This window comes from Larkinella humicola (genome assembly GCF_008727875.1).
GTDB classification, from domain to species: domain Bacteria; phylum Bacteroidota; class Bacteroidia; order Cytophagales; family Spirosomataceae; genus Larkinella; species Larkinella humicola.
Genome location: NZ_VTWS01000004.1, coordinates 242469 through 265546, shown reverse-complemented (window position 1 = coordinate 265546; position 23078 = coordinate 242469). Strand labels below are relative to the sequence as shown.

The 23078-nt window shown below is 53.3% G+C and carries 18 protein-coding genes; 8 read left to right on the top strand and 10 right to left on the bottom strand.

Annotated features, from left to right (window positions below; all coding sequences use genetic code 11):
- The 6 genes from F0P93_RS17105 to pdhA form a co-directional block, all read right to left on the bottom strand.
- Complete coding sequence (locus F0P93_RS17105; protein ID WP_150878025.1) at nucleotides 1-390, bottom strand: HEPN domain-containing protein; 390 nt, start codon at nucleotides 388-390, stop codon at nucleotides 1-3.
- On the bottom strand, nucleotides 387-704 hold the full coding sequence (locus F0P93_RS17100) for a nucleotidyltransferase domain-containing protein (RefSeq protein WP_150878023.1): 318 nt from the start codon (nucleotides 702-704) through the stop codon (nucleotides 387-389). The genes F0P93_RS17105 and F0P93_RS17100 overlap by 4 nt, the downstream gene beginning before the upstream one ends.
- Nucleotides 705-776: 72 nt before the next feature.
- Complete coding sequence (locus F0P93_RS17095; RefSeq protein WP_150878020.1) at nucleotides 777-2111, bottom strand: aspartate kinase; 1335 nt, start codon at nucleotides 2109-2111, stop codon at nucleotides 777-779.
- Nucleotides 2112-2221: 110 nt separating this feature from the next.
- Complete coding sequence (gene ribH, locus F0P93_RS17090) at nucleotides 2222-2719, bottom strand: 6,7-dimethyl-8-ribityllumazine synthase (RefSeq protein WP_150878018.1); 498 nt, start codon at nucleotides 2717-2719, stop codon at nucleotides 2222-2224.
- Between the two features lie 188 nt (nucleotides 2720-2907).
- A complete protein-coding gene (locus F0P93_RS17085; RefSeq protein ID WP_150878015.1) occupies nucleotides 2908-3609 on the bottom strand; it encodes a tetratricopeptide repeat protein in 702 nt (233 codons plus the stop codon).
- A gap of 186 nt (nucleotides 3610-3795) precedes the next feature.
- Nucleotides 3796-4854, bottom strand: a complete 1059-nt coding sequence (gene pdhA, locus F0P93_RS17080; RefSeq protein WP_114408677.1) for a pyruvate dehydrogenase (acetyl-transferring) E1 component subunit alpha — start codon at nucleotides 4852-4854, stop codon at nucleotides 3796-3798.
- 169 nt (nucleotides 4855-5023) lie between these two features.
- On the opposite strand from pdhA, the gene recF reads away from it, so the two are divergent.
- Complete coding sequence (gene recF / locus F0P93_RS17075; RefSeq protein WP_150878013.1) at nucleotides 5024-6109, top strand: DNA replication/repair protein RecF; 1086 nt, start codon at nucleotides 5024-5026, stop codon at nucleotides 6107-6109.
- A gap of 77 nt (nucleotides 6110-6186) precedes the next feature.
- Here the strand turns inward: recF and F0P93_RS17070 are convergent, their stop codons facing one another.
- Nucleotides 6187-7728, bottom strand: coding sequence for a YifB family Mg chelatase-like AAA ATPase (locus tag F0P93_RS17070; protein WP_150878011.1), 1542 nt, complete (start codon nucleotides 7726-7728; stop codon nucleotides 6187-6189).
- Nucleotides 7729-7957: 229 nt separating this feature from the next.
- Here F0P93_RS17070 and galK point away from each other — a divergent pair, with 229 nt between their 5' ends.
- From galK to F0P93_RS17055, 3 genes are all read left to right on the top strand, one after another.
- Complete coding sequence (gene galK / locus F0P93_RS17065; RefSeq protein WP_150878009.1) at nucleotides 7958-9142, top strand: galactokinase; 1185 nt, start codon at nucleotides 7958-7960, stop codon at nucleotides 9140-9142.
- A 68-nt stretch (nucleotides 9143-9210) separates the two neighbouring features.
- Nucleotides 9211-9417: a hypothetical protein gene (locus tag F0P93_RS17060; RefSeq protein WP_138992612.1), complete on the top strand. Its 207-nt coding sequence runs from the start codon at nucleotides 9211-9213 to the stop codon at nucleotides 9415-9417.
- The gene (locus F0P93_RS17055; protein ID WP_150878007.1) at nucleotides 9414-9866 is read left to right on the top strand and encodes a PIN domain-containing protein; all 453 of its coding nucleotides are present in this window, start codon (nucleotides 9414-9416) and stop codon (nucleotides 9864-9866) included. The genes F0P93_RS17060 and F0P93_RS17055 overlap by 4 nt, the downstream gene beginning before the upstream one ends.
- A 71-nt stretch (nucleotides 9867-9937) precedes the next feature.
- Here the strand turns inward: F0P93_RS17055 and F0P93_RS17050 are convergent, their stop codons facing one another.
- On the bottom strand, nucleotides 9938-11386 hold the full coding sequence (locus F0P93_RS17050; RefSeq protein ID WP_150878005.1) for a Gfo/Idh/MocA family protein: 1449 nt from the start codon (nucleotides 11384-11386) through the stop codon (nucleotides 9938-9940).
- A gap of 211 nt (nucleotides 11387-11597) precedes the next feature.
- The gene (locus F0P93_RS17045) at nucleotides 11598-13106 is read right to left on the bottom strand and encodes a M20/M25/M40 family metallo-hydrolase (RefSeq protein ID WP_150878003.1); all 1509 of its coding nucleotides are present in this window, start codon (nucleotides 13104-13106) and stop codon (nucleotides 11598-11600) included.
- 158 nt (nucleotides 13107-13264) lie between these two features.
- On the opposite strand from F0P93_RS17045, the gene F0P93_RS17040 reads away from it, so the two are divergent.
- Complete coding sequence (locus F0P93_RS17040; RefSeq protein ID WP_150878001.1) at nucleotides 13265-15337, top strand: S9 family peptidase; 2073 nt, start codon at nucleotides 13265-13267, stop codon at nucleotides 15335-15337.
- Between the two features lie 272 nt (nucleotides 15338-15609).
- Nucleotides 15610-17088: a xylulokinase gene (locus F0P93_RS17035; RefSeq protein ID WP_150877999.1), complete on the top strand. Its 1479-nt coding sequence runs from the start codon at nucleotides 15610-15612 to the stop codon at nucleotides 17086-17088.
- Between the two features lie 284 nt (nucleotides 17089-17372).
- On the opposite strand, the gene F0P93_RS17030 is transcribed toward F0P93_RS17035, so the two are convergent.
- Nucleotides 17373-18395, bottom strand: a complete 1023-nt coding sequence (locus tag F0P93_RS17030; protein ID WP_150877997.1) for a LacI family DNA-binding transcriptional regulator — start codon at nucleotides 18393-18395, stop codon at nucleotides 17373-17375.
- Between the two features lie 239 nt (nucleotides 18396-18634).
- On the opposite strand from F0P93_RS17030, the gene F0P93_RS17025 reads away from it, so the two are divergent.
- Together F0P93_RS17025 and F0P93_RS17020 are read left to right on the top strand one after the other, a co-directional pair.
- On the top strand, nucleotides 18635-20005 hold the full coding sequence (locus F0P93_RS17025; RefSeq protein ID WP_150877995.1) for a Gfo/Idh/MocA family protein: 1371 nt from the start codon (nucleotides 18635-18637) through the stop codon (nucleotides 20003-20005).
- Between the two features lie 135 nt (nucleotides 20006-20140).
- A complete protein-coding gene (locus tag F0P93_RS17020; protein WP_150877993.1) occupies nucleotides 20141-23068 on the top strand; it encodes a SusC/RagA family TonB-linked outer membrane protein in 2928 nt (975 codons plus the stop codon).
- Nucleotides 23069-23078 lie beyond the last annotated feature (10 nt).

The window sequence follows — 23078 nt, the reverse complement described above, 5'->3', positions numbered from 1 at the left end:
TTATTCAGCTACTAACTGCCGGACGGCAGCAATGAATTGTTCGGTTTCGTCTAGTAATGGCAAAATCTTTTCTGACGAATGATAGATAAAATTGCCATAATCGCCACTTTGACGTGTATTAAATAGGTGACCGTAAATCTTACTAAATCGGACGTCTAGCCGACCGGTTTTCACAAAATGCAGGCCGAGCATATGTTTTGCACCATCGTGGGAAGTAATCTTAATTTCATGTTTTACCATGAGTGCGACTACCACATAGTAAGCTGCATAATAAAGACGGTTTGCGGCACCGTTCCAGCTTTCTATCGCAATTAGGGCCTGTGCATCTTGCAAAGATTCAGTTGGGCGGGATAGTCTGTACTTAATCTCTTCCTCCTTGTAATTATTCATATTGGTTTACCATCAGTAAGAACGTTCCAATAGAAAGGAGAAAAAGGGTGTTTTATCCACTCCTGCTTTTCTTGCACCACGGGATTTATAATCTGCTCAGACGCTAATTCCAGTTCTGTAAACGTATCCCAGATCGCATATTCCAATTGCTGGTCTAATTTCTTCTCAGTTAACACCAGAAAATCCCAATCCGAATCCTTGCGATGATTACCCCGCGCCCGTGAACCGAACAGATAGACATCAGCCTGTGGATCAATCGAATGCACCGATTCTTTGACCTTTTGCAGAAATGCTTTGTTGGTAAGGCGGTTCATGGCCGTAACGGTTTGGGGACAAAATTAGCCAGACCTGACCGGTTTTGAAAACCGGTCAGGTGTTCCGTTTTTTCAGGCTTCTTTCAGTTCAAAAAGTCCTTCGTTCAGCGCATTCAGGGCTTCGGCTTTGTAGCGACCATGAACGAGCAGCGAAATATTGTGTTCGGTACCGCCGTACGAAATCATCCGGATCGGGATGCCTTCCATCGCTTTCAGAACCTGTAAGGCAATACCGGCCTGATCGGCACTGAAATTTCCGACAATACAGATAATGGCCTGGTCGTAATCCGGTTCTTCCAGTTCGCAGAACGTCCGCAACTCCGCCATCAGTTCCGTCAGGTTGTCGGTTTTGTCAATCGTGACCGAAACCGATACTTCCGAAGTAGCAATCAGATCGACCGGCGTTTTGTATTTTTCAAATACTTCAAAAATCCGGCGCAGAAAACCGTAGGCATTCAGCATCCGCAGCGAATGAATGTACAAAGCCGTGATGCTGTCTTTGGCCGCGATGGCCTTGAACACCTGATCGGACGTTTTGTTGGCAATCAGCGTTCCTTCCGCCGTCGGGTCCATCGTGTTCTTCAACCGAACCGGAACGCCAAACATTTTGGCCGGCGTAATGGTGGACGGGTGCAGGATTTTGGCCCCAAAATAGGCTAATTCAGCGGCTTCTTCAAACGTCAACGCCCGGATCGGGAAGGTCTTCTTGACAATCCGGGGGTCGTTGTTGTGCATGCCGTCGATGTCGGTCCAGATCTGGATTTCGTCGGCGCGAATGGCCCCGCCAATCAGCGAAGCCGTGTAGTCCGAACCGCCCCGTTTCAGGTTGTCGACTTCACCGCGCGGATTCCGGCAGATGAACCCCTGCGTCACAATGAGTTTTTTATCACCGTGCGCCCGCAGCAATTCCCGCAGTTTGCGTTCCGTATAATCCAGTTCCGGTTCGCCATCGGCGTCGATTCGCATAAACTCCAGCGCAGGCAGCAGAATGGAGTCGTGCTCCAGTTCTTCCAGATACGCCTGAAAAATTTGCGTGCTCAGCAATTCGCCTTCGGCCACCAGCTCTTTTTCCTGTTTCAGCGTAAACGGTTTGATGCGGGTCAGCGATCGAATGAACGAGAATTCGTTTTCGATGATCTTCTGTCCCTTCGTCAATCCTTCGCTGGTCTTGTACAAATCGCGAACGAACGAATCGTAATGCGCTTTCAGGTGCTCGATTTTCTCGGCCGCTTCACCGGGCTGATCCGCTTTCAGGGATTCGCCGATGGACAACAGGGCGTTGGTAGTGCCGGACAGGGCCGACAGAACGATGATTTTTTGCTGATCATCGGAGGTAATCAGGTTGCGAATCGAATGCATCCGTTCGGGCTTGCCAACGGACGTTCCGCCAAATTTCCAGACTTGCATAATTAATGAGTGAATGAGCGAATGAGTGAATGAGTGAATAGCTCCGCGAAGACCAAAATTTGGGAACGCTATTCACTCATTCTATCATTCACTCATTCAAAATTAGATGATTATAAACTGTACACTTGCTGTTGTAATCCTAACATTTTGATGGCGGTCATGGCGGCTTCGTCGCCTTTGTTGCCGTGAACACCGCCCGCGCGGTCGAGAGCCTGCTGCTGGTTGTTCGGTGTCAGAACCCCGAAGATGACCGGTTTTCCGGTTTGCAGTCCAACGTTCGTCAATCCCTGCGCCACAGCGTGGTTGATGTAATCGTTGTGTTTGGTTTCGCCCTGAATCACGCAGCCCAGCGCAATAACCGCATCGATTTCCGTGCGTTGGGCAAACCATTGTGCGCCCAAACTCAGCTCGAAACTCCCCGGAACATTACCCCGGACGATGTTCTCGACCTTCGCGCCGTAGTTGATCAACGTCTGGTAGGCACCCGAAAACAGGGCTTCGGTTACTTCTGCATTCCACTCGGCCACCACGATGGCAAACTGGCGATGACTGATGTCGGGCAGGTGATCGGTTGAAAAAACACTTAAGTTCTTTAATTCGGATGCCATTCTGAACCAGGATTTAACTGATTAAAGGGATTAACTATGATTACAATAAGTGAGTACGGTTGCCGGGATTAGTAAAACGATTGACAAGATAAATCAGAGTTCATCATTCCAATCAGCTAAATCCTGGTCAAAAAAAAGGACAAAACCCGGTCGGCTTTGTCCTTTCGCAATGGTTGAATTAACGCTGCTTACGACTCACCGACCGTGCTTTCCAACACCGATTTATACTTCTTGGCGTTAGCGGCTTCCGAAGAGGTAGGGTATTTGTCGATAATCGAACTGTACGTATCAATTGCATCCTGGTTTTGCTTGTTTTGCTCGTAGGCCAGTGCCAGCTTCATCAGGTAAGCAGGTGTAAAGTATTGGTTGGGCTTGTAATCAGCCGCTTTTTTGTAATACTCGATGGCGTCGCCGTAGGCTTTCTTTTCCATGTTGGCATCACCAATCAGGGCGTAGGCACGGGCTTGCACCAGCAAATCCGACGATTTGAAACTTTTCAGTTTTTCAATGGCCTGGTCGTACTGGCCTAATTTCAGGAAAGCGACTCCAGCGCGGAAACTGGCGACGTTACCGGTAGGAGTGGCGCTATATTCTTCAGAAACGGCGACGAGACCTTCGTTAGCGCCGTTACCATTCAATGCTTTTTTCAGTGAATCGGCCTCCCATTCGTAAACCGACGGGAACACGGCCGTTTGCGCTTCCTGGTCCTGGCTGCTCACCCAGTAGCGATAACCGATAAAACCGGCCACCACCAAGACAATACCGCCCAGCAGACCCAGAATCAGCTTCTGATTTTTTTCAAAAAACAACTCCGCCTTCCCTAACGAACCCGCCAGAGCAGCGGGATCTTCCAGAAACTCCAGTTTGGAGTTTGTTTGTGTCTTACTCATTTATAATTATCCAAAATTTCGGACTGCAAATTTAGTAAATCTCTGGATAATAGAAAGAACATAGACAAAGTTTTGCTACCAAAGCCCGAACAATCGACATGAAAAAAGGAAGATGGCGTAGAAAGAGACCAGCCGAAAACCGTTTCTTTCCTTCCCCTTCCCTTTCTACGGGTACGCTTCTTTTGATTATTCCATGATAAACGGATAATCTTTCTGCATGTAGACGTCGCGGAAAGCCTCTTCCGGTCCCGGATAGGGCGACTCTTCGGCAAACTTCACCGATTCGTCCACGATGCCTTTGATTTTCTGATCGATGGCCGCCAAATCCTCTTCGGTCGCCAGTTTCTCTTTCAGAATCGTCGCCCGGACGTTCTCGATCGGGTCGCGTTGTTTGTATTGCTCCAGCTCGTCTTTCGTGCGGTATTTCTGCGGATCGGACATTGAATGACCCCGGTACCGGTAGGTTCGGAATTCCAGGAACGTCGGCCCGTCGCCTTTGCGCGCACGCTCGGCGGCCCGGCTCACGGCTTCGTGAACGGCTTCCACATCCATCGCATCGACGGGTTCCGACGGCATGTCGTAGGCTTCACCCAGCGTATACAGATCCGTTACGTTCGACGTACGGGCCACGGACGTTCCCATCGCGTAACCGTTGTTTTCCACGACAAAAATAACCGGCAGTTTCCAGGTCATGGCCATGTTCAGCGTTTCGTGGAACGAACCTTGCCGAACGGCACCGTCGCCCATGAAACACATGCACAGGTTGGTGGTTTTGTTATACTTCTCGGCAAAAGCGATCCCGGCTCCCATCGGAATCTGGCCACCCACAATGCCGTGGCCGCCCATGAAATTCACCGACTTATCGAAAATGTGCATCGAACCGCCTTTTCCTTTTGACGAGCCGGTTTGTTTGCCAAATAACTCGGCCATAATGGCTTTCGGGTCAGAACCCAACGCCAGCGGAATACCGTGGTCGCGGTAGGCCGTAATCCATTTATCATCTTTGGTCAGGGCTGAATACGACCCTGAAGAGCAGGCTTCCTGCCCAATGTAGAGGTGACAGAAACCCCGGATTTTCTGCTGTCCGTAGAGCTGACCGGCTTTTTCTTCAAATTTACGTTGCAGCATCATCGACTCATACCAGTACAGGTAGCGTTCTTTCGGATGCTTGGTTTTTGCAGCGGCTGGCGATGCGTCGCCCGGCGAAGCGTCGCCCGGCTTAGATTTTTCCTTTACACTTGCCATAGAGTTCGTTGGGCGTAAAAAAAGGATAACCGAATAAAACGGAAATCGTTGTGCGATACAGGTAACCGGTCCTAACGTAACAAACGACCTGTATCTTTGTTGCTTAAACACGCGGCTGTTACCACCACGATGCCGCGAAAATACGCAATTCCTGCTAACAACCATACCGATGTATTTGGAAAAACTCAACCTGACCAACTTCAAAAACTACGAGGAAGGGAGTTTTACATTTAGCGAACAGATTAATTGCATCGTTGGACCGAATGGAAGCGGGAAAACCAACCTGCTCGACGCCGTTTATTTTTTGTCGCTGAGCAAGAGTGCGTTTCATAACCAGGATGCCTTGAGCATTCACCACCAGAGCGATTTCTTCATCATCGACGGCATTTTCCGCCACGACGATAAACCGACGCAGATCACCTGCAGCCTGCAACGCGGACAGCGGAAGGTGTTGTTGTCGGACAAAAAACCGTATGAGCGCATCAGCGAACACATCGGGCGGTTTCCGGTGGTGATGCTGGCGCCCAACGACACCGATCTGGTGCGCGAACACAGCGAAGAACGGCGGCATTTTTTCGACGGCGTTCTGTCGCAACTGGATGCCGACTACCTCCGCGATTACCTGTTCTACCAGCAGATTCTGAAACAGCGAAACGGTACGCTAAAACTGTTTGCCGAACGGAATTACCTGGATGAAGAGTTGCTGGAAACCTACAACGAACCGCTGCTGCAACTGGCCGGGCGAATTTACCAACGCCGGAAACAGTTCATCAGCGACTTTCTGCCCATTGTTCAAAAGCATTATGCCTACCTGAGCGACGCCCGCGAAGCGGTCGATATCATTTACGAATCGGAAGTGGGCAACGAGGAATTCCCGAAAGATTTCCGCCGAAACCGCCAGCGGGATATTCAGTTGCAGCGTACCAACAAGGGCGTTCACAAAGACGATTACGTGTTTGAAGCCAATGGCGTGGCGTTGAAGAAATTCGGTTCGCAGGGGCAACAGAAAACCTTTGTCATTGCTTTAAAACTCGCGCAGTTCGAGCAACTGCAAGCCGAAAAAGGCGTAAAACCGATGTTGCTGCTTGACGATATCTTCGATAAACTCGATGACCGCCGGATCGACAAGCTCATCACCTTGATGGAACACCACACCTTCGGCCAGATTTTTATCACCGACGCCCGGCCCGACCGCACGCGGGAACTGCTGACGTCGGTAAAAGCCGATGTGGCGTATTTTCGGACGGAAGGGTAAATCATGGCCAAATCCCGGATTGTTATGATATTCTAGGATTGAAATCCAGAAATATCATACTAAAAATGGATTTGCACTCACCCCGCCCAATTCTCCCGGTCCAGACTCCGGTATTGAATGGCTTCAGCCAAATGCTCAATTTCGATGTGTTCCGCTCCCGCCAGATCCGCAATCGTACGCGACACTTTCAGAATCCGGTCGTAGGCGCGGGCCGACAAGCCCAGCCGTTCCATGGCGGTTTTTAACAACGCCAAACCCGCCGGGCTGATGACGCAAACTTCCTTCACCATTTGCGACGGCATCATGGCGTTGGAATAAATACCGGATTGCTCGCCAAACCGCTTGGTCTGGATTTCCCGCGCCTGGATCACTCGCTCCCGGATGGTTTCGCTGCCTTCCGACGGGCGGTTGGCAGTCATCTGGTCGAACGAAACCGGCGTCACTTCCACGTGCAGGTCAATGCGGTCGAGCAAGGGCCCGCTGATTTTGTTCAAATACCGCTGTACGACGCCCGGGCCGCAAACGCATTCTTTTTCGGGGTGGTTGTAATACCCACACGGACACGGATTCATGCTGGCGATCAGCATAAAATTGGCCGGAAATTCCACCGCCCATTTGGCGCGCGAAATGCTCACTTTCCGTTCTTCAAGCGGCTGGCGCATCACTTCCAGCGCGGTCCGCTTGAACTCCGGTAATTCGTCCAGAAACAAAACGCCGTTGTGCGATAACGAGATCTCGCCGGGCTGCGGAAAACTGCCGCCACCCACCAGAGCCGCATCGCTGATGGTGTGGTGCGGTGACCGAAACGGACGCGTGGCAATCAGCGTGGCCCGGCTGCCCAACTTGCCCACCACGGAATGAATCTTGGTGGTTTCGAGGGCTTCATGCAGCGTCAGGGGCGGCAAAATACTGGGCAACCGCTTCGCCAGCATGGTTTTCCCGGCCCCCGGCGGACCAATCATGATCACATTATGACCACCGGCAGCCGCAATTTCCATCGCCCGTTTGATGTTTTCCTGCCCCTGAACGTGGGCAAAATCGGCATCGTAGGCATTTTGGGTATTCGTAAACAGTTCCCGTGTGTCGGTCACCAGCGGTGTGATTTCTTTTTTACCCTCAAAGTATTCCACCGCATCCATCATGGTTTCGACCCCGATCACATCGAGGTTATTGACGATAGCGGCTTCCGGTGCATTCTCGGCGGGCAACACAAACCCTTTAAAACCGCGTTTCCGGGCTTCGATCGCAATGGGCAACACGCCTTTGATGGGCCGCAACTTGCCGTCGAGCGACAGTTCGCCCATGATGACGTAGTCTTCCAGGTTGCGCACCAGCGTAATTTGTTCCGATGCCTGCAGCACGCAGAGGCCGATCGGCAAATCGTAGGACGAGCCTTCCTTGCGGATGTCGGCCGGAGCCAGATTGACAACGACTTTTTGCCGGGGCATCCGGTAGCCGAAATATTTCAGGGACGATTCGACCCGTTGTTCGCTTTCTTTGACGGCACTGTCGGGCAAACCGACCATGAAAAAGTGTAATCCCTGTGCCACCGTGATTTCAATGGTAATGATGGTGGCACCAACGCCGTGAACGGCGCTTCCAAAGGTCTTTGCCAGCATAAAAGCAGGATTTGGATTGTGATCGTTACTCTGCTTAGACGCGTAACCAATCGAAAGGACACAGGAAAACCGGGACTTTCTTTGCCATTGCCGTTCGAAGGCGTAGCAAAGTTTTTTTGTCTGAATCGACAGATTTCCCACGGGCTTGTTTGTAAACTGTAAAAAGGCAGCAAAATTTGGAACCGAATTGGAATCTCTGTTAATAAAAAAGTCCCTTAACACTCATACTATGATTGCTCAGCATCCTTACATTCACCAGATTGAGGCTGTTTTTCGGAAGGAATTTAACCGGCAACCGGCGTTGCTGCTGCGCGGGCCGGGCCGGATTAACCTGCTGGGCGAACACACGGACTACAACGGTGGCCTGGTGCTGCCCGCCAGCATCGACAAGGAAATTATCTTCGCCATCGCCCGGCGCTCCGACCGGACGGGTCGTATCGTTGCCGAAAATTTGAATCAATCCTTTTCCTTCGCGCTCGACGATTTTACGCAGTCTCCGCTGGGCTGGCCCAATTACCTGATGGGCGTGGTCGATCAGTTGCAGAAAGCCGGGCATCAGCCGGGCGGTTTTGACCTGGTTTTTGGCGGAAACATTCCCTCCGGGGCGGGTTTATCGTCGTCGGCTGCGCTGGAATGCGGGCTGGCGTTCGGCCTGAATGAACTGTTTGGTCTGGGCCTTTCGACCATCGACATGGTGAAATTCAGCCAACGCGCCGAAAATCAGTTTGTTGGGGTCAATTGCGGCATCATGGATCAGTTTGCCTCCATGTTTGGGCGCGAACAGTCGGTGATTCAACTGGATTGCCAATCGCTGCACCACGAATATTTCCCGTTCCAGACCACCGATTACGCCCTGATTTTGTGCGATACGGGCGTAAAACATTCCCTCGGCGACAGTGAATACAACACCCGGCGGGAAGAATGCGAAACCGGGGTTGCCATTTTGCAAAAATACCAATCGGACATCCGCCTGCTGCGCGACGCCACCACAGAACTGGTGGACGCCCACCGCGACGAAATGCCGGGCAAGGTTTACCAACGCTGCCGGTATGTGACCGAAGAAATTCAGCGCGTCCGGGAAGCCTGCGAATTTTTACTGCAAAACGATCTGGCCGCTTTTGGCCGGAAGATGTACGAAACCCACGAAGGTTTGCAGCACGACTACGAAGTCAGTTGCCCGGAACTGGATTTTCTGGTTGACCAGACGCGGCAGGACGCTGCGGTTTTGGGCGCGCGGATGATGGGGGGTGGTTTTGGCGGCTGCACCATCAACATGGTCGAACGCGAAGCTGTCGATGCGTTTATTAGCCGCATGAGTACGGTTTATCAGGAAGCCTTCAACATTGCGTTAAAATGCTATCCGGTGCGGATCACGGACGGGACATCGGCGCTTGCGTTTTCTGCTGGCCAATAACCACTTTCAGCGGCAAAGAACGCAAAAGGACTCCGCTCAAAATGCTATCTTTGTAAAAAGAGAAAATTATGGTCATTGAGCGTCAAAATAATGAAATAGTCATTCGACTCAACAGTTCCTTAATTGACATGGAGGAAGTGCAGAAGTTTGTCAATTATTTTAGATTTCTGGAATCCAATGCCAGCAACCAGGGAACAGAAGAACAAGCTACAGAATTAGCACGGGAAGTGGACACGAAATGGTGGAAAGAAAACAAGCATCGTTTCATTCCATGATTGTTACCGTTGATGCGAATATTTTGTTTAGCGCCCTAATTTCAGCCAACGGCAGAATAGCACGCCTTCTGACTGATCCTTCTCTCTCGCTCCGACGCGTCAGTTGCCATTATGCAGTAGTCGAGCTATTCAAACACCAGCCAAAAATCGTCAAATACGCCAAAAAGCCGCTTGAGGACGTAATCGATGATCTCTCTATGCTCATTGGTAATTTGAAACTATATAATGAAAGCCTGATTGAGCCTCACCATTGGCAAGAAGCGGAACGCCTTACAACCAATGTTGATCATTTCGATATCAGTTACGTTGCTCTGACCTTGCAGACCGGTGGATGGCTCTGGACTGGAGATAAAAAACTGACCACCCATTTGCAGGCATTGGGCTTTAACCGGGTTCTCAATACGGAAGAGTTGTATCAGATGCTGAATCAGCCTGAGAAAGAAGACTAATTACGCTCTTTCCCAAGCTGACATCAGGATTACCTACAATAACCGATTCTTAGTACTGCTCTTCATAAGGCTTACACCACCAAACTCCAACCCTCCCGATACTCCCGCTTCACATACTGGTTGGCCAGGTCGTAATTCGTGATTTTCATGTTGGCAGCATCCCAAAGCAGCTTTTTCCGGCCATTATACCGATCCGCCGAGCGTTTCGCCGTCGGATTGTCGCGCAGCATCCAGCTCCGCAGGGCCAGATTCCCGATCAGAATGCTTTCGGCAAACGGCGCAGCGTATTCGAACGGCGAACTCGTTACGCCTTTGCCATACCCGGCGATGCAGGCATCGACCCATTGCAGATAGTGATCTTCGTTTGGCACACGGGCAATGGTTTCCGGAATGTTAAGCGTCTCGTTGGCTTTCAACGGCAGCAGTCGCGGATTGGCACCGTAACAGTCGGCCATCAGTTTCCCTTTCGACCCAATGAACAACACGCCCCCGTCGGAATTCCCGAAGGCTTCGCCCGGCTGGAGTTCTTCCGGGAGTTCGGGTAAAATGCCGCCGTCATACCAGCTTAGTTTAATGTCGCCTTTGTTGTCTTTCCGGGGATAATTCAGGTGAATCGACGACGAGAACGGCGTCCAGTCCGGGTTATGATCCTGTTCGCGGAGCGTAAAGGTCCAGGTACCGGCCACGCTGCATTCTACCGAATTGGGATAATCGAGCGGCAAAATCCGGAAAACCGGGTCCAGAATGTGGCAGGCCATATCGCCGAGCGCACCCGTTCCATACGGCCACCAGCCCCGCCAGTTCCACGGCAGATACGACTGATTGTACGGCACTTTTTTGGCAGGACCCAGCCACAGATCAAAGTCCAGTTCTTTCGGAATCTCGTACGACTGATCGGTTGGAACGGCTTGTGGCCAAACCGGGCGGTTGGTCCAGGCCAGCACTTTATGCACCTCGCCAATCGTGCCGGCATCGTAGATTTCTTTCATCCGTCGAACGCCGTTGCCCGAACCGCCCTGGTTACCCATCTGGGTGATTACCTTGTATTTTTTAGCCGCCTGCCCCAGAATCCGGGATTCGTAGATATCGTGCGTCAGCGGTTTTTGGGTATACACGTGTTTGCCCAGTTGCATCGCGGCCAGCGTAGCCACAGCGTGGGTGTTGTCGGGCGTCGAAATGGAGCAGGCATCGATGTTCTTGCGTTCTTTCGACAGCATTTCCCGAAAATCCTTGTAATACGTCGCTTTGGGATATTTGGAGCGGGAGTCAACCGCCTGACGGTCATCCACATCGCAGAGCGCGACAATGTTCACATGAGGACTTTTGGCAAACGATGCCAGGTCGCTTTTCCCTTTTCCGCCTACGCCAATCCCGGCAATGTTCAGTTTATCGCTGGGGGCGATGAAGCCTTTTCCCAGGACATGCCGGGGAACGATCAGAAAAGAAGTAGCCGCCAGTGACGACGTTTTCAGGAAATTCCGACGACCGGAATCTTCCGCAGTAGCGTGGTTGTCTTCCATAAAAAGAGGGTTTAGAAAGGAGAAAATGCAGGCTTGTACGCATGGCAATGCGCTAAGGCTGAAATCAATACGACAAAAGGGCGCGATTGGGCTAGTGCAACCCCAAAATAGTGGTCAAAATTTTGATCGCATAACCAAAAAAACGCCCCCGTTAAACCGAAACCGGTTTAACGGGGGCGCTCAATCTGATGCGTTTTATTGGAAAGGGAACTTACTCCTTCCAGCGCCATTCGTTCGCGATTTGCAGGGGCGTCCTGAGGCCCTGCGCAATCAGGAAATCGCGGGTTTTGGTGTCGTCCATGCGTTGCGTCGGAATTGCATCGGCGTTGGCGAGCGCGTAGAGCAACATCGCCGAATAACGGACAGTATTTTTCAACTGGTCTTTGTTGACCAGATTCATGTTGTCACAATTGGCGTGGTAACAATCCAGCACGTTCCGGTCCAGATGACCACTCATGCCGACCACCGGCACGCCTTCCATCATAAACGGCTGATGATCACTGTGCAACCCGGCCTGATTCGATACCGTATTCTGGAAACCCGGTTCGACCAGCTTGACCGTTTCGCCAATTTCAGTCAGGAAAGGCACCATTTCGCTCCGGCCAAAAGCATTAAAACCGCTCGGGTCGTTGGTCATGTCCAGATTCAGGATGTACCGGACGTTGTCCAACTGGCCGCTTTTTTTCAAATCGTCCACCAGACTGCGCGAACCCAGCAAGCCCTGCTCCTCGCCCATGAACATCACAAACTCGATGGTGCGTTTCGGCTTTATTTTCAGGGCTTTGAACGTGCGGGCAATGTCGAGAATGGAGAACGAGCCAATGCCGTTGTCGATGGCGCCCGTGGCCAGATCCCAGGAGTCGAGATGGCCGCCAATGATGATTTTTTCGTCGGGAAACTGCGACCCTTTCAGCGTTGCGACGACGTTCCGCGCCCGGATTTTTCGGCTCACGTTGGTCATGTCGATCACCGCCTGCAGGTTTTTCTGCTCCTGCATCCACTGGCGGATTTCCTGACCACTTTCCAGCGAAATGCACACCGATGGAACCGGAATGAGCTTGCCGGTTACGGAGGCCGTTCCGGTCAGCAGCACATTGCCCGGCACCAGATTGACCATAATCACACCAATGGCCCCATGCTGAATGGCGAGAGCGGTTTTTTCGGAGCGGTGGAGGTTCCGGGCGCCCTTCGTGGGAGCCGCCAGACCGATGTTCACCAGCGCAATTTTCCCTTTGATCCGGTCTTTCAGTGCCGCAAAATCACCTTCCAGCCCGTTGCCAATGTCAATGATTTCCCCCTGAACGTGGGCTTCAACGGGCGAATGCGCCAGGGCAACCACTTCGACATCCCGGAAATTATCGCTTTTCCGGGGTACCACCGCCAGCGTCACTGTGTCGCGCATCCACGATTCCACTTCAAAAGGGGCATATTTCGTATCCGAATAGCCGTATTGCTTCAGCAGGTTATAGGTATATTCCTCCGCGCGGCTTCCGTTGGCACTGCCCGTCAGCCGGTGGCCAATTTTTTGCGTGGCATCGGTGAGGGTTTCAAAAACCCGGCTGTTTTGCAGTACTTCCTGATTGATTTTGGCAAAAACTTTTTCCAGCGTTGGGCGGGTTTGTCCTTCGTCGATCCGGTCACCCTTTTTTTTCAGTGTGTAGGCACTCAGCAAACAAATACCGCCAGAAAGCAGCAGATAAGCGTAGACTTTTTTTCGCATAGTGAGGATATCCGTATAACTCCTCAAAATAACAAAAAAGCGAGGGAATGCCGCGTAAGTGGCGAAAAAACTTTAAGTTTCTTGCCCAAATCGAAACACCTCAACGAATCCTGAAAAAAAGGTGTTATTGGGTTTCGTATTCAGTCCCATCGAATTCTATGACAAACGCGCAGACGACACCGGTTTTGCCCCAGGCGGCCATCAAACCGACCGAACTGACCACTCACGGCCACACCCGGATCGACAATTACTACTGGCTCAACGAACGGGAAAATCCCGAGGTGATCGACTACCTGAAAGCCGAAAATGCGCATCTGGAAGACGTATTGGCACCCGTCAAAGACTTTCGGGAGAAGCTGTTTGAGGAAATGAAAGGCCGCATCAAACAGCAGGACGAATCGGTACCCTATAAGGAAGGCAACTATTACTATTATACCAAGTTTGTCGAAGGGGGTGAATACCCCGTGTATTGCCGGAAACCCGGTTCGCTGGACGCCGAAGAGGAAATCATGCTGGATGTCAACGAAATGGCAAAACCGTATTCGTACTACAACATCGGCGGCCTGGAAGTGTCGGACAATGATGAACTGGTGGCCTACGGCGAAGATACCGTTAGTCGGCGGATGTATACGCTGCGCATCAAAAACCTGAAAACCGGGGAGATTTACCCGGATGCCATTCCCGACACCGAAGGCGGCAGCTACGCCTGGGCGGCTGATAACCAGACACTTTTCTACATCCGGAAAGACCCGCAAACGCTGCTGGGCTATCAGGTATACCGGCACGTGCTGGGCACCGATCCGGCGCAGGACGTGCTGCTTTACGAAGAAACGGACAACCAGTTTTACATGGGCCTGGGCCGCATGAAGTCGAAAAAATACATCGCCGTGGTGTCTGACCACAACGGCGTGGCGACGGAATACCGGCTTTTGGAAGCGAGCAACCCGACGGGCGAGTTTGTCGTTTTTCTGCCCCGCGAAAAAGGCCACGAATACGACATTCAGCACCTGGAAACGAGCTTCTACGTCCGAACGAACTGGAAAGCCGAAAACTTCCGGCTGATGGAAGCGAAGGAAACCAAAACCAACGACCGGTCGGCCTGGAAAGAAGTCATTCCGCACCGCCACCACGTTTATTTACAGCAACTGGATGTCTTCAAAAACCACCTGGTTCTGGGCGAACGCAGAGAGGGATTGATTCATCTGCGGGTGATCGATCGCCGGAACAAGGAAGAACATTACCTGGATTTTGGCGAACCGGCTTATGTGGCCGGGATTGGCTATAACCCGGATTTCAATTCCACTACCCTGCGTTTCGGTTATTCGTCGCTGACGACGCCCAGCTCGACCTTCGATTACAACATGGAAACGAAGGAAAAAACGCTGATGAAACAGCAGGAAGTGCTGGGTGGTTTTGATCCGGCGAACTACACGTCGGAGCGGTTTTTCGTCAAATCCCGCGATGGTGCCCGAATTCCGGTTTCGATTGTCCACCGAAAAGACACGCCCAAAGACGGTTCCGCTCCGCTGCTGCAATATTCTTACGGTTCCTACGGTTATTCGACCGACCCCGGTTTTAGCTCCACGCGCCTGAGCCTGCTCGACCGCGGTTTTCTGTTCGCCATTGCCCACATTCGGGGTGGTCAGGAAATGGGCCGGAAGTGGTACGACAACGGCAAAATGCTCAAGAAGAAAAACACCTTCAACGACTTTGTGGACGTTTCGGATTATTTGATTCAGCACAACTATACGAGCGCCGACAAGCTGTTTGCGATGGGCGGCAGCGCGGGCGGTTTGCTGATGGGTGCGGTTGTAAACCAAAAACCGCAATTGTACCGGGGCGTCGTGGCGTCGGTGCCGTTTGTCGATGTGGTCACAACCATGCTCGACGAAAGCATTCCGCTGACGACCGGCGAGTTTGAAGAATGGGGCAATCCGAAGATCAAGAAATACTACGATTACATGCTGTCGTATTCACCTTACGACAATGTGAAGGAGCAAGCCTACCCGAACATGCTGGTGATGACCGGTTTACACGACTCGCAGGTGCAATACTGGGAACCGGCCAAATGGGTTGCCAAACTCCGCACCATGAAAACCGACACCAATCAGCTCCTGCTGCACACCAATCTGGAAGCTGGCCACGGTGGGGCATCGGGGCGGTTTGAAGCCTTGAAAGAGATTGCGTTGGAATACGCGTTCATGCTGAACCTGGTGGGAATCAGGGAGTAAAATAGCAATTTCAAAAGTAAAAAGTCCCCGGTTGCTGTGACAATCGGGGACTTTTTACTTTTGAAGGAAAGGGTACGGTCTCGCTGCCTTCCCAGTGTCGATGGATCCGGATGGACAGGAAGCCCGCAGGGCAAGGGCCGTTTTTGTCTTGGCCGACCTGCCAAACCAGACCGCAACCTGAGACTTAACAAGCCCCGGCAGCCTGATCGCTTGCCTAACTTCTCCGCTCTGCGTACTTTGCACCTCGTTTGTATCTGAACCTTGCGTACCCCATGTATCTCCTTGGATTTGATGTCGGCAGTTCGTCCGTAAAAGCCTGTTTGCTCGAAGTTGAAACCGGTGCGGTGGTGGCCTCCGCTTTTTTCCCCGAATCGGAAATGCCCATCGACGCGCCCCTGCCGGGCTATGCCGAGCAAAACCCCGATGCGTGGTGGAAAAATGCCTGTCTGGCGTCCAAAACCGTGTTGTCGAAAACCGGCGTGAAACCGGAAGACGTGAAAGCCATCGGCATTTCGTACCAGATGCACGGCCTGGTGATTGTCGACAAGGAGTTAAACGTGCTGCGTCCGTCCATCATCTGGTGCGACAGCCGGGCGGTTTCCTACGGTGAAAAAGCCTTCGAAACCGTTGGTCGGACCAAAAGTCTGCAACACCTGCTTAACTCGCCGGGCAACTTTACGGCCGCCAAACTGGCGTGGGTGAAGGAAAACGAGCCCGCGATTTACAGCAAAATTCATAAATTCATGCTGCCGGGCGACTACCTGGCCGCCCGCATGACCGGCGAAATCGTCACGACGCCCTCCGGGCTGTCGGAAGGCATTCTGTGGGATTTTCAGAACGAAAAACCGGCGGATTTTCTGCTGGATTATTTCGGATTCGACCCCTCGCTCGTTGCCGACATCAAACCGACATTTTCCGTCCAGGGCGAACTGACGTCGAAGGCCGCCAGCGAGTTGGGCCTGGCCACCGGAACGCCCGTGACCTACCGCGCGGGCGACCAGCCCAACAACGCGTTTTCGCTCAACGTACTGGAACCCAACGAAATTGCCGCCACGGCGGGTACGTCGGGCGTCGTCTACGGCGTCAGTGATCAGGCCAAATACGATCCACAATCCCGCGTCAACACCTTTCTGCACGTCAGCCACACGCCGGAAGCCCCGCGCTACGGTGTTCTGCTCTGCATCAACGGCACCGGCATTCTGAATAGCTGGCTGCGGAATCACCTGCTTCGCGGTTCGGTTGGTTACGCCGAAATGAACGATCTGGCGGCCCACGCGCCCGTCGGTTCCGACGGTTTGCTGTGTTTGCCCTTTGGCAACGGCGCCGAGCGCGTGCTGGAAAACCGCGATTTAGGCGCTTCATTCCACGGTTTGCAACTGACGCGCCACAGCCTCCCCCACTGGATTCGGGCTGCTCAGGAAGGCATTGTCTTCTCGTTTTACTACGGCATTCAGGTCATGGAGCAAGTGGGCGTTGGTCTGAAAACCATTCGCGCCGGGGAAGCCAACATGTTCCTCAGTCCGCTGTTCCGCGACACGCTGGCGAACCTGACCGGTGCCGAAATTCAGCTTTTCAATACCGATGGTGCACAGGGTGCGGCCCGGGGTGCCGGATTGGGACTCGGTATTTACAAAAACCGCCAGGAAGCCTTCACCGGTTTGAAAGTAACGCGCACCATCGAACCGGATATGCGGGCGCAGGAAGCCTACCGCGATGCCTACGAGAAATGGCGGAACGTGCTCGCAGACTGATAATGATCTGTCTATAATTACCCCGGAGGGGTTCAATGTCAATAGTCCTGTTTTTTTAATTACCCCGGAGGGGTGCTCTGTCAATAGAAAAACGCTATAAATAGTCATTCAAGCTCCGGCAGGAGCGCCCTGACAACGCCAGGATTTAGGTCGCCCCTGCCGGGGCTTAAAACCATCGATGATACCGTTTTCCTATTAACAGAACACCCCTCCGGGGTACGTAAAATGCCTATATGTAAAAACGTCGCCGACTATTGACATTAGCCTAGTCAGAAAAGCTACGTTCAGAAAACCGCACTCTGCTCCCGAACCACTAGCTCGGGCTCCAGGATTACATTTTGCAAATCCGTTGGAGCAATCTTCCCGTTGATCACGTTGAGAAGAATTTCAGCTGCCATAAACCCGATCTGGTACGGATGCTGTTCGACCGATGCCAGGGGTGGGTGTTCGAGGTAGGTATTGAGCGGCAGATTGGCAAAACTGACAAACGAAATATCCTGATTGACGACCAGACCGTAACTGCGGCACACCTGCATGGCATCCAGCGCGACATAATCGTTGAACGTCAAGACCGCATCCGGCCGGGTGGGCGATGACAAAAGCTGATTCATTTTCAGGACGGTTTCCGGCGTTGTGAGATCACTGCGCTTGATCAGGGCGTTTTCGACAGGCAATCCTTCTTCCACCAAGGCCGTGATATACCCCCGATACCGCTCCTCGCTGGCGATCAGGGCGTGGGGGCCGTTCAGCAGCGCAATGCGTCGATGACCGCGCCGGGCCAGCCATTTGGTGGCTTCATAGGCCCCTTTCTCCATATTACACTCGACCCGGTGAGCCGCAATGTGGGGCGGAATGCGGTCGAACAACACCAGCGGAATCTGGCGATCCAGTAATTCCTGAATGTGGTGGGTCTGCTGGGTTTCTTTGGCAACCGACAGCAACACGCCATCCACCCGATTGGAAGCCAGCACGGTCAGAATCTGCTTCTCGCGGTCGAACCGGTCGTGCGATTGGTAGAGGGCCACCGTCACCTGGTGTTCAAACGCCAGTTCTTCCACGCCATTGATCACTTCCGAGAAAAAATTCTCCCGAATTTCCGGCAACACCATCCCGATCACGCCCGTCCGGCCCCGCTGGAGATTGCGGGCCGTCGTACTGGGCAGGTATTTCAACTGATCGGCCAGCGCATGAACGGCATCGCGGGTGTGTGCGCTGATGCGGGGGTGGTTCTGCAAAGCCCTGGACACGGTGGATGGCGACACATGCAATTGCCGGGCAATCTCCTTAATCGTAATAACATCCTTCATCGCGCGTCCTGTTCAGCCTTACAATTTACTCTTATTCCTAAAAAACGCAAAATTTCCTTCGGTTTTGCACAAACGTTTGCGCAGGTCTGAACAAACGTTTGCGCAGGCCAAAACCGTCAGAATCAGAGCCCTGAAGCTCCGGTTTTGATTGATCGGTTGTCGGCTTTTCGCCAATTTCAGCATGGAATTGAACCTGAACCCTCAACCTAACGCATTCGTCCACTCAGCTAACTCCCCCTATGCCTGTTTCTTCCCGCCGAAATTTTCTGCGTACGGCCGCCCTCAGCACCGCTGCTGCGCCCTTTATTCCTTCGCTGTTCGAACCGGCCGCAGCCGCTTCGAAACCGTCGGCTTTGTCACAGGTCCGTCTCGCTTTTATCGGGGTCGGTTCGCGGGGTCGCAGCCACGTCCGCCAGGCCCTTTTCCGCGACGATGTGGTGATCACGGCCATCTGCGATCCCGACCCGGAAGCCATCAGCCGCACCAACGCCATGATCGAAAAAAGCGGCAAAAAAGTGCCGGTTGCTTTCACGAAAGGTGGTGAGGATTTTGTGAACATGCTCAAGCGCGACGACATCGACGGCGTCGTGATTGCCACCCCCTGGGAATGGCACGTGCCGATGGCCGTTGCCACCATGAAAGCCGGGAAATATGCCGGAGTGGAAGTATCGGCGACCGTCACCCTGAAAGAATCCTGGGATCTGGTCAATACGTTCGAAAAAACCGGGTCGCATTGCATGATTCTGGAAAACGTCTGCTACCGGCGCGATGTGCTGGCGGTTTTGAATATGATTCGTCAGGGTATGTTCGGCGAAATGCTGTATGCCCACTGCGGGTACCAGCACGACCTGCGGAATGTCAAGTTCAATGGCGGCATGGGTAAAGAAGGGGTGGAATTTGGGGCCAAAGGGTATTCCGAAGCCCGCTGGCGGACCCAGCACTCCGTCGATCGTAATGGTGATTTGTACCCCACGCACGGTCTGGGGCCAGTCGCTCACTGGCTGAACATCAACCGGGGCAACCGGTTTTTGTCCCTGACCTCAACCGCCACCAAAGCCCGGAGCCTGCACAAATATGTGGTCGATAAAGGTGGGCCCGATCATCCCAACGCCAAGGTCAATTTCAAGCTGGGCGATGTGGTTACCACCGTGGTCAATTGCGAGAATGGCGAGAACATCGTCATCATGCACGACACGAACTCCCCCCGCCCCTATTCACTCGGTTTCCGGGCGCAGGGAACGCAGGGCATCTGGATGGACGACGGCAAAACGATTTACCTGGAAGGAACCAGCCCGAAACCGCACCAGTGGGAACCGTTCGCGGCCTACCAGGATAAATACGACCACCCGCTCTGGAAACAACACGGCCAAACGGCCCAGAGTGGCGGCCACGGCGGGATCGACTTTTTCGTGATGCGGGCCTTCATCGAATCCATCAAAGCCCAAACCGCTCCACCGATCGACGTCTACGATGCCGCCGTCTGGAGTGCCATCAGTCCGTTATCCGAACAATCCATTGCGCAGGGCAGCAAACCCATCGAAATCCCGGATTTCACCCGGGGAAAATGGAAGACGAACCGCCCCATTTTCGGCCTGAACGAAATTTACTGATCTGATTTGCTCAACTATTCCACCTGGTCAAAACCGTCCGGTTTTGACCAGGCTACCCTTCGCTTGTCTTTACCGAATGCCCTAAGCCCTTGACCTTCTGATTTTTTACGCTCCACTTTATCAATCTTCCAACCCATGAAACAGCTTTCCGTAAGTTTACTCCTATGGCTCTCGGTAACCGTTTGCGGTTATGCGCAGTCAAGCCTGCGGGGCACCATCCGCGACGATGCCGGGCAACCACTGCCGGGCGCCACCATCATCGTCCGCGGCACCACGCAGGGCACCACCACCGACGACAAAGGCACCTTCACAGTTCGAACGACGCCAACGGACGTGCTGGAAATCAGTTCCATTGGCTACCAGGGAACCACCGTAACGGTCGGAAACCGCACGACGGTCGAGATTGCCCTCAAAAAAGCCGACACCATGCTCGATGAGGTGGTCGTGATGGGCTATACCACTACTAACCAGCGCAACCTGACGGGTTCGGCGCAGGTGGTGACGGCCAAAGAATTGAAAGACGTGACGGCCAACAGCGTCGGCCAGATGCTGCAAGGCAAAGCGGCCGGCGTCTTCGTCGGCAACAGTTCCGGCGACCCGCGCAGTACGCCCAAAGTACTCGTTCGGGGTGTCGGCACGCTCACGGCCAGTTCTAATCCGCTTTATGTGGTCGATGGTGTCATTGGCGGGCTTCCCAACCCCAGCGACATCGAATCGATCACCGTGTTGAAAGATGCCTCGGCAACGGCTCTGTACGGAGCGCGGGCGTCCAATGGGGTCATTGTCATCACCACCCGCCGGGGTGTGTCCGGCAAAACCCGCCTGACTGCCCGGCTGAATCAGGGCGTCGGCACGCTGAGCCTGGGCAATTTCCGGTTGCTGGACGGTCCGCAACTGTATGACTTGCAGAAAAAAGTATTTCAGCGCGACCGGCCAACGGGCGTTCTGAACGATTATCTGCCCACGCCGGAAGCCAACGCCAATACCAACTGGTTCGATCAGGCTTTCCGGACGGCCAGCAACACGCTCGCGGAACTGAGTGCCTCGGGCGGTAGCGACAAAACCAAGTTCTTCCTGAGCGGGAACTACTACAAGGAGCAGGGCATTTTGCAGGGAACCGGCCTCGACCGGTTTGGCGCACGGCTGAACTTCAGCCACAACATCAGCGATAAATTCCGGGTGAATGTCAACGGGGCCGGGTTGTCGACGCGCGGCTACGACAACAGCAACGGCGGTCTTTATGCGGCTTATACGTACCTGCCCTACGACGATCCGTACTACAACGGACAACCCTACAACCCCGTAACCGGTGCCAAAAAATGGTATGGCCGCGATAATGCCAACTTCATTTATAACCGCCAGTTCAACACGTTCAAGGAAAATACGCTGTCGGGCGACTTGTTGTTCAAAGCCGAGTACGACGTATTGCCCTGGCTGACGCTGACGACCACCAACCGCGCCCAAACCAGTTATTACGGCAGTGAAAGCAGTCAGGACATGCGTGGCCCCAGCGCCCTGGATGTGCAGGGACGGCTGGCCAGAACCAACACCCGCGATTATACCTTACTGACGTCGAACCTGTTGCGCTTCCGGCATAGTTTCAACGGCGGGCATACGCTGGACGGTTTGGCGGGTTACGAATACCAGACCTACTACTATGAATCGCTGGCGGCCACCGGAAAAGGCATTTTCTCCGGCCTGAGCATTCTGGATGCAACCTCGCAACCCGAAACCATCGGCGGAACCAAAACCGACAACGCGTTCTCCTCGTATCTGTTTCAGGCCAACTACGGCTACCAGGATAAATACCTCGTTACAACCTCGTTCCGCCGGGACGGTTCGTCCAAATTCGGTCGGGATAAGAAATACGGCAACTTCTACGCCGTCGGCCTGACCTGGAATGCCTCCAACGAAGCCTTTCTGCGCAGCAATCCGCTGCTGACCAACCTCAAATTCCGGTTGAGCTACGGAACCACCGGCAACGCCGATGGCATCAACGATTATGCGTCGCAGGGCCTGTATAACCTGACAGGCCAATACGCCGGTATTCCATCCGCCTACCCAACCCGCATCGAAAACCCGAACCTGTCGTGGGAAGTATCGAACAATACCAACTTCGGAATCGACGCCAGTTTGTGGAACCGCCTTTCGCTCACCGTTGATCTCTACAACCGCCTGACCAATAACTTATTATTTAACCGCCCGCTCCAGGCCACCAGCGGTTACACGTTCATTACGGAAAACGTAGGCGCGGTTCGAAACAAAGGTCTTGAAGTGGTTTTATCGGCCGACATTTTGCAGAAAACCGCCCTAAAATGGCGCATGGACATCAATGCGGGGATGAACCGAAACACCGTAACCGCGCTTTACGGCGACCGCGTTCTGGTGGCCAACGGCCAACGCCCTTACGCCCTCGATCGGCCGCTCAACAGTTGGTATCTGCGCCGGTGGATGGGCGTCGATCCGCAAACCGGTGGACCGCTCTGGGAAAAAGTGGGCACCGACGGCACCAGCACCACGACGAACAACTACAACGATGCGACCATCCAGTTTATCGGCAACAACGCCAACCCCAAACTGTTCGGCGGTTTTCGGCAGGTGTTGAGCTGGAAAGGGCTGGAATTGAACGCCTTCTTCACCTACAGCACCGGTTCTATTCTCTACAACGGCGACCGGAACCTGTTCGACAACGACGGTGCCTACGATCGCTATAACCTCATGGCGTTGCAGGAGGGTTGGAGCCGCTGGGAGCAGCCCGGCGACATTGCCACGCATCCGAAGTACGTCATCGGCGGGAACAACAACGCGCAACGCCCCTCATCCCGGTTTCTGGAAAACGGCAACTACCTTCGTCTGCGGAACATCAGCCTGACGTATGACCTGCCAACGGCGCTGGTCAACAGAGCCAAACTGGATGGGGTTCGGCTGTCGGTTTCGGCGGATAACGTGTTCACGATCACGAAGTTTTCCGGTATCGACCCGGACGTAACCGAGACGGGCGAAGTGGGTACGAAATACCCGTTCAGCCGGAAATTGGTTTTTGGTCTCCAGTTTAACTTTTAATCATCAACAC